Genomic DNA, 11,873 nt, shown 5'->3' on the forward strand with positions numbered 1-11,873 from the left:
TCTGTAATCACGGTGAAGGCACCGGCCGTGGAACACTGGGAGATAAAAATGGGCGTTGGTGGGGGCCGTTTGTAACCTATGAAGAAGCAGACAAAAAAGCCCATACGTTGAACAGAAAACTGGTTAGGCCTTGCCATCACTGTTGTAAGAAGATATAAGTAAGAATAAGGCTATATCTTAAACTCGTGGAAAATCTAACAACTAACTTAACCTGACAACAAGGCTGCTGACAATTATGTGATACCGATATTGACACACATTCAGCAAGTTTTTATAATAAAAAACCATAAAATAAAGAATAAACACTATGCACCGAGCAAAAAAATTTTATAAAAAAATATATTTTTATGATCTATGGATATTTATCCTATTAGGTTTGCAAAATTTACTTATTTATTTTGAACCTATTATGGTTAAACAATTTATAGATAAACTGTTTAATTTGCCGAATATTAAATTATCTGATTATCTGTTTCTCATAATTTTTTTCTGTTGTGATTTTATCTTTTGTATATTGTCTATTTCGGTTTTAACCCGGTTACTTGAAAAAATATATTATTTTATATCCGATACGGTCTTTTATAAATATCAAACGGAGGAACCTGCCAAAAGTATAAGTTATTCATCGGGAGAAATTATTACACTTTTAAATAATGATGTAAATTCTTTTTTCTCATATATAACGCAATTTTATCCTAAGTTGATTGTAGAGATTTTATTTTTAATTTTTGCTTTACGCTATATTAAAATAAAATCTTTAAATATATTTTTATTATGTATCATAGCTTCTTTTATAAATATTATAATAGCTTTGTTTATTTCAAAAAAAAATTCTGCACTTAGTAAATTAAGCAGAGAAAAATTAAAAGAAAAACAAGATTTTATTGTTTATATCCATGAACGGTTTTCTTATGTTTACGCAAATAAACACAATGAATATATGCAAAAAGAATTCGGTGTGCTTAATAAGGGCTTTTATAGTATTTCTGCACAAGCTGCAAGGACCGAACAATTTGGGAAAAATATTTTAAGACTTATTACCATCCTTACACAGGTAATTGCAGCTTTCTTTTTTGTTATCGAGAATAAAACCGGAATCCCTTCAATAGGCGGCTTTTTAGCTATTCAATTGATGATTGGCAATATCTTTGCTCCCGTTTCAAATATCTTGAATTCCATTATTCTTATAAGCTCAAAAAGAGCCTCAATACAAAAAATATTTTTATTTTTAAATGGGTATAAAGAAAATACGGCTGAAAACGGCATTTTATTTTCAAAAAGTGAATATGAACTCTATTTTAATAAGCCTGCATTTTATTTAATTGAAGGGGCTAACGGAATAGGTAAATCAAGTTTGCTTAAAAATTTTGCAGGAATTCTAAATATAAAAATAAATACGCAGGAAGAAAGTAAAACGATTCTCCGTAGGGATAATACAAATTCTTCTGTTTCGTATCATAGTCCTGAGGCTTTAATTATTTCGGGAACGGTTTTGGAAAATATTATGTTATCCTCTAATATTGATAAAGATTTAATAATTAATTATAAAAATGAAAAAATACAGGATATAGTAAAACAATTGGGAGGCTTTAAAAGAAAATTTGACTGGGCTTCAGAAAATTTGAGTTCCGGTGAAAAGTTATTAATTGAACTATTGCGTATTGAATTCTCTAATAAAGATATTTATCTTATTGATGAAATTTCCGCTCACTTGGATATGAAAAATAAAAAACACCTCATCGATATACTTTTTGATAAGGTTGAAAAAGGTAAAATCGTTTTTTATATCTCTCATAATGAAAGTGAAAAACAATATATCAAAACTAAGAATTGTGTTTCGATTATTTTAACAGATAAAATTTATAATGTATACTAAAAAACTAATCACCGATTTTTATATTAAACCGGTGATTAGCCTTTGTTTTAGTTTTTCGGTCTTAACGAAGCAAATTTATCTAAGATTCTTTGCCTGTCTTTTCCGAAGCTGCTTAAATCTTCCTTTATAAGCTTATCTTTAGGTAAGCCTAATGAAAGCCCCTTAACGCCCGGCTTTACAATTTGAGCAGAGTCTTTTCCGTCAAGCCTTGCGATAATTTCCTGAGCTTCTTTTGTAAGCATAAAATCGATAAAAGCCTTTGCCGCATCGAGATTCGGACATGATTTAAAGATTGCAGTTCCTTCCGGTACCCACGGAATTCCGTCTTCGGGATATACTACAGTTAGGTTTTTATCGTCGGCAAGTTTAAAAGCTTTGCCGTCGGCAGGAATAATACCTACGGCAAATTCGCCTTGAGCGGTTTTTTCTTGAGGGTCCTTTCCTCTCTTACTAAAAAGGGAATATTTGCATTTAATTTTTCAAAATATGCCCAACCATTTTCTTCACCGAAAAGATCGAGTAAGCCCTTTACAGCGCGTAATTCGTACCCGAAATTGAAGGATCGCTCATAATAACCTCTCCCTTGTATTTTGGATCTGCGAGCTCAGCCCAAGTTTTAGGCATGGGGAGATTTTTTTCGGCTAAGACATCCTTGTTTCCAATAAAACCTACAACCGTGATTCCTTTTGCAATCCAAGCTCCGTCCGGATCCTTATATTTGGCAGGAATATCCTTTGAGTTGGGAGAAACATAGTTTTCTAAAAAGCCCTCTTCCTTTGCTGACATAAAGGCATCAATTCCGCCTCCGAACCAGACATCGTACATAGGTTTGCCCTCGGCCCTTGTTCTTGCCAAAACCTCTCCGCTCGACATCGAAAGAAACTCGACTTTTACCTTTGTTTTTGCAGTAAAGGCATCAAAGAGTTCCTTGTAAGCACTTGTTGTAACCACATTTAAGGTTCTGCCCGAAAAATCTTTTGATTCCTTTTCAGAAGAACCGGCTGCAAATACAAGAGTACTTGCAAGTAATAAAAACAGTGCAGCAAAAATAATCTTTTTCATTTTGCCCTCCATAAAAATAATTACCGATAAGTTACACCAAAAAGCTAAAATAGTCAATATATATAAAAAATAGATATATATATAAATTTTATAATATATCTATTTCAGGGTTCACATTAAAGGCTGTTCTCAGCAGGCCATAGTCTAAGTTACGGCCTATTACTATAACCTTGGATTCGGGCATCTTATTGCAAAGGCTGACTCTATATTGTTTGTTGACTACATCAAATTTAGTCCATTGTCCGCTGATAGGTACATAGCCTTTAGCCCTGAAAACAGTTCCAAAAAAACCGTACATAAGGGCTGCAAGCACTTCCAATAATTCGTTTACACTGTTTATCCTAATATTGTCAAAGCCTGTATTTTCCAAATCGGAACTATGCATCGGTTCAGCCGCTAGTTCTGCTTTATTTTTATTATATAAATTTTCAAAGAAGCTATTCCACCATTCCGGTTTTTGAGTATTATAAGGCTCTGAGGTAATTTTAGCCTGAGGGTTTAGGTCTCTTAAAATTCTAACAATACAGCTGATCTCGTTTTCTGACACAGTTTCAGTTTTTGAAAGAATGATTTGCGAAGCCTTTTTTATTTGATCGGTATACAATTCTCTAAACTCTTTTAAATAAGAGTCAACACAATGAACATCCACAATGGTTATAGGCTCCAACAGTCTTATACGTTCATATTCTATCTTAGAAATATTATTCATTACGGCACTTAAAAGTCCAACTCCTGTAGGCTCCACTACCAAATATTCGGGATCGGCCGTATTTGCAATAGTCAAAATTGAAGAAGCAAAATCCGATTTTAGAGAACAACAAATGCAGCCTTCCGTTAATTCCCAAACCTTTAATCTATCCTGTTTTAAGATATTTCCGTCTATTCCTGTGCTGCCGTACTCATTTTCCATAACGGCAAAAGTTTTACCGGTTTTTTCTGAAAGGGTTTGAATAAATGTCGTTTTACCTGCTCCTAAAAAACCAGAAATAACTAAAATTTTCATCTGGCACCTCTAATCTTTTAAAGTTTAATTCTGTGTGAAAAAAGGCCGCCTGTCTTGGGCAGCCTTTTAATAAAAACTCAGGAAATGTTTTAGATAATAACTACAGGCTTTATCAAGTCTGCAGGCTTATCTTTCATAAGGTAAAGAGCCTTTTCAACATTTTCAAAGCCTTGGAATTTATGAGTGATTAACCTTGACAGGTCGAGTTTTCCGACAGATACTAGACTGCTAAGCTTTTCCATGCGTAGCCTTCCGCCTGGCATCAAACCTCCGTTAATCTGCTTATGTCCCATACCGACACCCCATTCAATACGGGGAATTTTAACGGATACACCTGAACCGAGATAATTTACGTTCCCTATTTTTCCGCCCGGTTTCATGGCTTTTATAGCTTCTTCAAAGGTATCAACTGTACCTCCGGCAATTATTACCTTGTCCACGCCTTTTCCATGTGTGAGCTCGTGAATTTGTTCATCAATTGGTCCATTTTTATAGCTTATAATATCAGTCGCACCGTAAAATTTTGCCGCTTCGATACAGGCAGGGCGGGTGCCGACTGCATAAATTCTGGATGCACCTCTCAAAGCTGCACCGGCAACCGACATAAGTCCTACAGGGCCTATTCCTATAATGAGTACGGAATCCCCGTATTGTATATCAGCCAGCTCGGCTCCATGGAAACCGGTAGGAACCATATCAGAAAGCATCGGGGCGTGTTCAATTTTAACCCCTTCCGGGATGAGGGCAAGATTTCCGTCGGCATCATTTACATGAAAATATTCACCGAATACCCCATCTTTGAAATTTGAAAACTTCCAGCCTGAAAGCATTCCTCCGGAATGCATTGAATATCCGCCTTGTGCCTCTAACGAGTTCCAATCCGGTGTGATAGCAGGAACCAAGACCTTATCTCCGGGTTTAAAATCTTTTACTAAGGAACCGACTTCGACGATCTCGCCGCAGCCTTCATGTCCCAAAATCATGTTATGTCTCTCGCCTATAGCACCCTCCCATACGGTGTGTACATCAGAAGTACACGGAGCAAGTGCAAGCGGTTTACAAATTGCATCAAGAGGGCCGCAAACAGGGTTTTCTTTCTCAATCCAGCCTGTTTCTCCCATTTTTATCATTGCAAAACCTTTCATAGAGGACTCCTATTAAAATATTTATTTATAGATAATTTATTATCTATAAATAAGGTACAATAAAACCCTGTCTTTGTCAATATATTTATAATTTTTTAACGATAAAAAAGCACCAAAAAAAATTTAAGTGCTTCAGAATTTAATGGAATACATTATCTTTTTTTAGTGTCTATCCGCAACAGCAGCACAAATCCTCCGGTTTGCTTGTATGTTCCAGCAGGTTTACGATTGTGTCTATTACCGGCCAATGTTTTCGGCAAAGGCCATAAGTTTATTTAACTCCTCTTTTGAGTCAGAAGACTTAAAATTATAAAGACACAATTTTGTATAAAGTAACTTAAGCCGGAAAAATACCAGACGGAGTAAATTGATATTTTCTTAGGATGCTTATCCAAATATAAATTTTAATAAATTCATAAATTTTATAATATATCTATTGACTTTTTATTCTTCTTCTATATACTGTACATAAGATTTACTATGCTTAAGCATCATTAAAATAGTATGAAAATAACACTAAAAAATTTGACAAAGCGCTTTGAAGAAGGCAATGATTTTGCCGTAAAAGATGTAAACCTCACAATAGAAGACGGGGAACTTGTTTCTTTTTTAGGTCCCTCAGGCTGCGGAAAAACTACCATATTAAAAATGATAGCCGGTCTTATTGACCAAACGGAAGGAACTATTCTCTTTGATGATAAAGATATCGGTAAAATTCCTGTTGATAAGCGTAATATCGGCATGGTCTTTCAAAACTATGCGCTTTATCCTCACATGACAGCCTTTGACAATATAGCCTTTCCCTTAAAGATAAAAAAAAGACCCAAGACTGAAATTAAGGAAAGGGTAAACAAGATTGCAAATTTTTTGGAGATTCAAAATTTATTGACAAAAAAACCGGGAGCCCTTTCAGGCGGGGAGCAGCAGAGGGTTGCAATAGGCCGGGCCTTGATAAAAAATCCTGATGTTCTTTTGATGGATGAACCCTTATCAAATCTCGATAAAAAATTAAGAGTTCAGACCAGAGAAGAAATTAAGCGAATTCAAAAAGAGCTCGGAATAACTACAATCTTTGTAACCCATGACCAAGAAGAAGCTTCCGCTATTTCGGATAAAATTCTCCTGCTTAAAAAAGGAGAGGTTCAGCAATTCGGAAGCCCTAACGAGATATACAGAGAGCCCGTTAATTTATTTGCAGCTAAATTTATCGGAATGATAGAGATAAATATTTTTGAAGCCTGCATAGAAAATAAAATTTTAAAAATAAAAGATCTTGACTGTAATATTCCTATAGGCGGTGAAGTTGAGGATCTAAAGAATATTTTTATTGCAATAAGACCGGAAGATATCCGCATAAATAATGAAAAGCCCGATTTTTATGCCTCCATATCTTTAAAGGAAAATATGGGAAAGGACGAGATTCTAACTTGTTTATGCGCCAACAAAGAATTGAAGTTATATGTTTCACCTGAATTAAATTTACATACAGGAAATAAAATCGGTTTGGAATTTTTAAAAAACAAAATTCTTATCTTTAATGAAAACGGGAATAGAATCGCATTGAACTATAGGACTGAATCATGAAAAAAGCTAACTCCGTTTCGGCTTATTTGTATTTGCTTCCGGCCTTACTCATTCTTTCAACCTTCAGCCTATATCCTGCCGTAAAAGTTTTTTTAATGAGCTTTTATACCCGCTATAATTATTTTAAACACATAGCCTATGAATACGGATTTGAAAATTACGCCTCTCTTTTTAATGACCCGCAGTTTATCCTTGCAAGTTTAAATACTTTAAAATTTGTTTCCATTATAGTTCCGTTTTCTTTGGGGCTTTCTATTTTAGTTTCGGTATTTTTGGTTAAAAATACAAAAATAAATTCCCTGATCCGCAATATTTATTTTCTGCCCTTTATTACAAGTACGGTTGCGGTGGCGGTTGTCTTTAGATGGATCTTTCATTCTCGCTTCGGGCTTTTAAACTATCTTTTAAGTTTGGTTGGAATTGATGCAGTAAGTTGGCTGACCGATCCCGATTATTCTATGACGGCTCTTATAATTTTATGTATTTGGAAAACCTTAGGATACAATATTTTAATTATTTTAACGGGCTTGCGTAATATCCCTGAAGAGTATTATGCAGCCGCAAAATTGGATGGAGCTTCAAGTATAAAAATATTTTTTACAATTACCCTGCCTCTGCTTTTTCCGATGATATTCTTTGTTTTTATTACTTCTTTAATAGGTTCCTTTAAAACCTTTTCTGAAGTTTATGCCTTGTTTCATCGCTCTGCAGGCCCTGTCGATTCGTGTTTGACCATTGTATATTATATTTACGATAAACTTGTAAATCAATTTTCTTACGGAGCATCAGCTGCGGCTTCTTTTATTTTATTTCTTTTAATTTTAAGTTTAACGGTTTTAGGTTTTTTTGTAAGCAGGCTTATTAACAAGCGTCTCGGATTGGGAGGAAGCAGGGCATGAAAAAAATTTTATATGCTGCGGCTTTTTCAATTATCATCTTAGGAGCTCTTCTTTCATTAATTCCGTTTATTTGGATGCTTGTTACCTCCTTAAATGATTCCGCTGCCATTTATAAATTGCCTCCTCAATTTATTTTGTCAAAATATCATTGGGAAAATTATAAATTCGTTTTTGAAAAGGTTCCGTTCAGGGCTTATTTTTTTAACAGCCTCTTTGTTTCTTTTATGGTAACTGCGGGAACCTTGATTACCACAATCTTAGCCGCCTTTGCTTTTACCCACGTTAAATTTAAGGGCAGTGACATTCTTTTTGTTCTTATAGTATCTACTATGATGATTCCAAGCGAGGTTTTATTAACATCCAATTTTGTTACTCTTACAAAATTAAAATTGATAAATACCCTTCATGCCTTATATGTCCCTTGGATTGCATCGGCTTTTTCTATTTTTATGCTTAGACAATATTTTTTAGATATACCTAAAGAGCTTTATTATTCTGCAAAGATAGACGGGTGCAGCGATTTTAAATATTTATGGAAGATTGCCGTGCCTTATTCTAAGCCGGCCCTGATCAGCATAGCTCTTTTAAGAATAATACACAGCTGGAACGAATTTTTGTGGCCGCTTCTAATGATAAATCAGCCGGAAAAAAGAACTCTTCCGGTAGGCCTTACTACATTTATGACAGAAGCAGGGCCTAATTATAATTATTTGATGGCATATTCATCGATGGTGATTGTGCCTGTTATTATTGTATACTTGGTTTTGCAAAAACACTTGATAGAGAGTTTTAGCAAAAATGGTATAAAAGGATAAGGAGATACAGATGAAAAGGTATTTTAATTTTATGGCTGCCGGCTTATTGATTTTATCGATAATGTCTTCAGTGCTTTCTTGCTCAGACAATGACTCAAAAGCCGAAAGCAAGCCGGAATCTATTTCTGCAAACGCTAATGTCTATGTTCCAAAAGAAAAGCAAACTCTTGAATTTTGGCATGCAATGAACGGTGCAAATGGTGAGATTCTTGAAGCTTTGGTAAAAAAGTTCAATGAAACTCATCAAAACATTGAAGTCAAGCCCATATTTCAAGGCCACTACAGAGAGCTTTTTGAAAAATTAAACGGAGCGGCTCAGGCCAATTCTCTTCCGGCTCTTTCGATGATCTATTGTAACAGGCTTACCGCCTATGTTCTAAACGATCTTGTCGAAAATTTAAATCCGAGGATTGATGATCCGAAATACGGATTTGACAAAAAAATCTGGAATGATATTCCCGCAGGCTTAAGGGATAACGGAATCTGGAACGGCATACACCACTCTCTTCCCTTTAACAAGGGAGCATACTTAATGTATTACAACGAAGATGTTCTAAAAGAAAAAGGAATAGCAGTTCCTAAAACTTGGGACGAGCTAAAAACTGCCGCAAAAAAATTGACCGGAGACGGAAAGGTCGGGCTTGTGTTCAATAAGAGTGTCGGTATCGATTTTAGCTTTTGGGTAGAGCAGGCCGGAGGTCATATTTATGATGAAGCAAAGGATGCCGTTTTAATTGACACGCCGGAAGTAAAAGAAGCTTACGAATTTATCCTTTCGATGATAAACGATAAAACCGCTAAGATCGAATTTGAAGAAGGCTATATCACAGGCCCGATGTCGAGGGGGGAGGCCTTTATCGGTTTTGCCTCGTCTTCCAATCTTCCTAAAATGAAAGAAGCTTGCGCTGCTACCGGAGTAAAATGGAAGGTTGCCGAACTTCCGAAAGGAAAGAAAGCTGCCGCCCTCTACTCAGGAACAGACATAACAATGTTTAATACGGTTTCTGAAGAAACAAAACGAGCAGCCTTTGAGTTTATGAAATTTTGGTTTGAAACTGATACTCAGGTTGCATGGGGAAAGAAGAGCGGTTATCTTCCATTAACAAATGCAGCGTTGAATTCAAAAGAATTCCAAGCATTTTTAGACAATGAAGATCCCAGCAAGAGAATTGCATCAAATATGTTCCCCTATGCTTATCAGGATCCCAAGGGCTTAAACGGCTATGCAATTCATGCAAATATGCAAAAAGCCCTGGAAGAAGTTGTTGCAGGTAAAAAGAATCTTGATCAAGCCTTAAAGGATGCTCAAGAAAATGCAACAAGGGAAAGAGAAGAAGCAAAAAAGAATTTCCAAAAGAAGTAAAAACATGAAAAATATAATATTATTGAGCCATTGCCTTTTAAATCCTTACAGTCAGGTCCGTGCAGAAAAAGAAAGAGAAAGTATGGAGCCCTTATTAACTTGGCTTACAAAGAATAAGATAGGTATAATTCAAATGGCCTGTCCAGAAACCGAAGTATGTGGGTTAAGACGATGGGGTCACGTGCGTGAACAGTTCGATAATATTAATTACAGAAAAGCATGCCGCTCCATGGTCAGCCAAAAAGCAGATGAGGTAAGCGAGTACATCAATAACGGCTGCAGACTTTTGGCTGTAGTCGGTATTGATGGAAGCCCCAGCTGCGGCATTAACTTTTCATGCAGCTCGGAAGATTGGGGCGGAGAGATATCATCAATAAAAGATTTTACAAAAATTAAAAATATAAATTACCTCCGGATTCCCGGCATTTATATGGAAGAACTAAAAAAAATCTTTTTTGAAAATTCCATAACAACAAACTTTATTGCCTACAGCAGCAGGGATACCGTAGATGCTCTTATAAAAAATTTAGAGAGCATTTTGGAGAAAGAATAAGTATCTATTAGGTATGGGAGAAGAGTATGCACTACATAGGTATAGATATCGGCTCGACGGCAACCAAGACCGTTATAATGGATGAAGATAAAAAAAACATTCTTTACAAAAACCGTATACCTAGCGGATGGAACAGCAAAGAAACGGGAGAGGCTGTCTTAGATTGGGTTAAGGAAACTCTACAAAATGAGGACTTCAAAATAACTGCTACAGGTTACGGAAGAGTAAGCGTTCCCTTTGCAGACAAAACCTTAACCGAAATTTCCTGCCACGGAAAGGGAGCCCACTTTTTGGCAAAAAAGGATGTAGCCGTAATCGACATCGGCGGGCAGGATACAAAGGTCATCGTTGTAAAAGACGGCCTTGTAATTGACTTTATTATGAACGATAAGTGTTCGGCCGGTACCGGCAAATTTTTGGAACTCATGGCAAACAGGCTTGGCTTAAGTTTACAGGAAATAAGCGAGTACGCTGCAAGAGGAAACGATTTAAGCCTTTCTTCTGTATGCACCGTCTTTGCCGAGTCCGAGGTAACATCCCTCATGGGAAAGGGCAGTCCCCGCGAAGATATTGCAAGGGGCGTTATAAATCAAATAGTTTCAAAGGTCGTTTCGCTTGCAAACAGAAAACCCCGCTCCGATCTATATTTTTTAACAGGCGGCTTTAGTTCAAACGATTACATAATAGAAGAAATCTCAAAAAAACTTGAAGCCCCCGTTTTATCCGATGATTTGGGGGCCTTTGCCGGAGCAATAGGAGCCTGTATATTATCATGATAGATATTTCTTTTTTGGAAAATCTTAGACGTGAGGCATATGTCGAAGCTGCCGAAAATTATTTATCCTCAGCAAATGTTATAGGAATCTTCGGAGAAAATTTACCGCTCGAAATTCTTTATGCTTACGGCCTGCTGCCCGTACCCTGCGAGGGAACCGATTCTGCAATTTTTAAATTCGGTGATATGGAAAATATATGTGACGTTATAAGAAGTTCCGTAATTTACTTAAAAACAGATAAGTGTCCCATTCTTTTTTCGTGCAGTATGTATTTAATAGAAAATACATGTACCGTTTTTTTTAATAAGCTAAAAGAAAACACCGATAAAAAAGTTCTTTTATATAAAAATAAATCTGAATTGGAAAAAGCCATACAAGAAGTTTACGGAAAAAAGTTTGATAATTTAAAATACCTAAAAGCAAAAGAAATTTTATATTACATTGAAAGTGTTTTAAAAAAAATAGATGAGTATTCAGACCTCAGTGCTGAAGAAGCTTTTTTACTGCGTTATTATACGCCTTATATTTTAGACCTTGAAAGAAGAAAAAAATATTTCGACGATGTTTGTAAAACAATAAAATTTAAATCGGAAAAAAATACGGTTAAAAAAATTTTTGCCCTCTGTCCGAGGGGTTCATATAAAACAATTTTAAAGGAGGTGAAAAAAGAAGCTGATATTAATCCTAAAAAAGAAAATAGAGTTATACGCCTTTGCCGAGGCTGGAATAATGCGGATTACGGATATAAATATTGTCCGTATAAATATAATATGAACGTAATGTACCAGGAGGATTAA

Annotated in this window: 10 protein-coding genes and 1 pseudogene; 8 read left to right on the forward strand and 3 right to left on the reverse strand. The window is 35.7% G+C overall.

Annotated features, from left to right (window positions below; translation table 11 throughout):
- The first annotated feature begins 307 nt into the window (after positions 1-307).
- Positions 308-1,876 carry an ABC transporter transmembrane domain-containing protein gene (locus E4O04_RS01980; protein ID WP_253709469.1) on the forward strand — a complete coding sequence of 523 codons (1,569 nt, stop codon included), beginning with the start codon at positions 308-310 and terminating at the stop codon, positions 1,874-1,876.
- A 47-nt stretch (positions 1,877-1,923) separates the two neighbouring features.
- Here the strand turns inward: E4O04_RS01980 and E4O04_RS14150 are convergent.
- The 3 genes and pseudogenes from E4O04_RS14150 to E4O04_RS02005 all read right to left on the reverse strand — a co-directional run bounded on the left by E4O04_RS14150 (position 1,924) and on the right by E4O04_RS02005 (position 5,086).
- Positions 1,924-2,938, reverse strand: a pseudogene (locus E4O04_RS14150) (ABC transporter substrate-binding protein).
- An 88-nt stretch (positions 2,939-3,026) separates the two neighbouring features.
- Positions 3,027-3,941: a CobW family GTP-binding protein gene (locus E4O04_RS02000; RefSeq protein ID WP_253709475.1), complete on the reverse strand. Its 915-nt coding sequence runs from the start codon at positions 3,939-3,941 to the stop codon at positions 3,027-3,029.
- An 89-nt stretch (positions 3,942-4,030) separates the two neighbouring features.
- The gene (locus tag E4O04_RS02005; RefSeq protein ID WP_253685918.1) at positions 4,031-5,086 is read right to left on the reverse strand and encodes an NAD(P)-dependent alcohol dehydrogenase; all 1,056 of its coding nucleotides are present in this window, start codon (positions 5,084-5,086) and stop codon (positions 4,031-4,033) included.
- A gap of 504 nt (positions 5,087-5,590) precedes the next feature.
- Between E4O04_RS02005 and E4O04_RS02010 the strand changes: the two genes are divergently transcribed.
- Genes E4O04_RS02010 through E4O04_RS02040 form a run of 7 tightly spaced genes read left to right on the forward strand, consistent with a single transcriptional unit; the run spans position 5,591 to position 11,873 of the window.
- The gene (locus tag E4O04_RS02010; protein WP_253709478.1) at positions 5,591-6,670 is read left to right on the forward strand and encodes an ABC transporter ATP-binding protein; all 1,080 of its coding nucleotides are present in this window, start codon (positions 5,591-5,593) and stop codon (positions 6,668-6,670) included.
- On the forward strand, positions 6,667-7,569 hold the full coding sequence (locus E4O04_RS02015; protein ID WP_253709480.1) for a carbohydrate ABC transporter permease: 903 nt from the start codon (positions 6,667-6,669) through the stop codon (positions 7,567-7,569). The genes E4O04_RS02010 and E4O04_RS02015 overlap by 4 nt, the downstream gene beginning before the upstream one ends.
- Positions 7,566-8,384 (forward strand): carbohydrate ABC transporter permease, encoded by an 819-nt coding sequence (locus tag E4O04_RS02020; protein WP_253709482.1) that lies wholly within the window; start codon positions 7,566-7,568, stop codon positions 8,382-8,384. The genes E4O04_RS02015 and E4O04_RS02020 overlap by 4 nt, the downstream gene beginning before the upstream one ends.
- A 10-nt stretch (positions 8,385-8,394) precedes the next feature.
- Positions 8,395-9,747 (forward strand): ABC transporter substrate-binding protein, encoded by a 1,353-nt coding sequence (locus E4O04_RS02025; RefSeq protein ID WP_253709484.1) that lies wholly within the window; start codon positions 8,395-8,397, stop codon positions 9,745-9,747.
- A 4-nt stretch (positions 9,748-9,751) separates the two neighbouring features.
- Positions 9,752-10,300 (forward strand): CD3072 family TudS-related putative desulfidase, encoded by a 549-nt coding sequence (locus tag E4O04_RS02030; RefSeq protein WP_253709499.1) that lies wholly within the window; start codon positions 9,752-9,754, stop codon positions 10,298-10,300.
- Between the two features lie 26 nt (positions 10,301-10,326).
- Positions 10,327-11,076 (forward strand): acyl-CoA dehydratase activase, encoded by a 750-nt coding sequence (locus E4O04_RS02035; RefSeq protein WP_253709502.1) that lies wholly within the window; start codon positions 10,327-10,329, stop codon positions 11,074-11,076.
- Positions 11,073-11,873 carry a 2-hydroxyacyl-CoA dehydratase family protein gene (locus E4O04_RS02040; RefSeq protein ID WP_253709505.1) on the forward strand — a complete coding sequence of 267 codons (801 nt, stop codon included), beginning with the start codon at positions 11,073-11,075 and terminating at the stop codon, positions 11,871-11,873. The genes E4O04_RS02035 and E4O04_RS02040 overlap by 4 nt, the downstream gene beginning before the upstream one ends.

Origin of the sequence: Treponema sp. OMZ 799, assembly GCF_024181365.1 — a bacterium.
GTDB lineage: Bacteria > Spirochaetota > Spirochaetia > Treponematales > Treponemataceae > Treponema_B.

Coding starts and splice junctions, on each gene's coding strand:
- E4O04_RS02030 (WP_253709499.1), top strand. CDS start 9,752: ATGAAAAATATAATATTATTGAGCCATTGCCTTTTAAATCCTTACAGT.
- E4O04_RS02025 (WP_253709484.1), top strand. CDS start 8,395: ATGAAAAGGTATTTTAATTTTATGGCTGCCGGCTTATTGATTTTATCG.
- E4O04_RS02015 (WP_253709480.1), top strand. CDS start 6,667: ATGAAAAAAGCTAACTCCGTTTCGGCTTATTTGTATTTGCTTCCGGCC.
- E4O04_RS02035 (WP_253709502.1), top strand. CDS start 10,327: ATGCACTACATAGGTATAGATATCGGCTCGACGGCAACCAAGACCGTT.
- E4O04_RS02040 (WP_253709505.1), top strand. CDS start 11,073: ATGATAGATATTTCTTTTTTGGAAAATCTTAGACGTGAGGCATATGTC.
- E4O04_RS02010 (WP_253709478.1), top strand. CDS start 5,591: ATGAAAATAACACTAAAAAATTTGACAAAGCGCTTTGAAGAAGGCAAT.
- E4O04_RS01980 (WP_253709469.1), top strand. CDS start 308: ATGCACCGAGCAAAAAAATTTTATAAAAAAATATATTTTTATGATCTA.
- E4O04_RS02000 (WP_253709475.1), bottom strand. CDS start 3,941: ATGAAAATTTTAGTTATTTCTGGTTTTTTAGGAGCAGGTAAAACGACA.
- E4O04_RS02020 (WP_253709482.1), top strand. CDS start 7,566: ATGAAAAAAATTTTATATGCTGCGGCTTTTTCAATTATCATCTTAGGA.
- E4O04_RS02005 (WP_253685918.1), bottom strand. CDS start 5,086: ATGAAAGGTTTTGCAATGATAAAAATGGGAGAAACAGGCTGGATTGAG.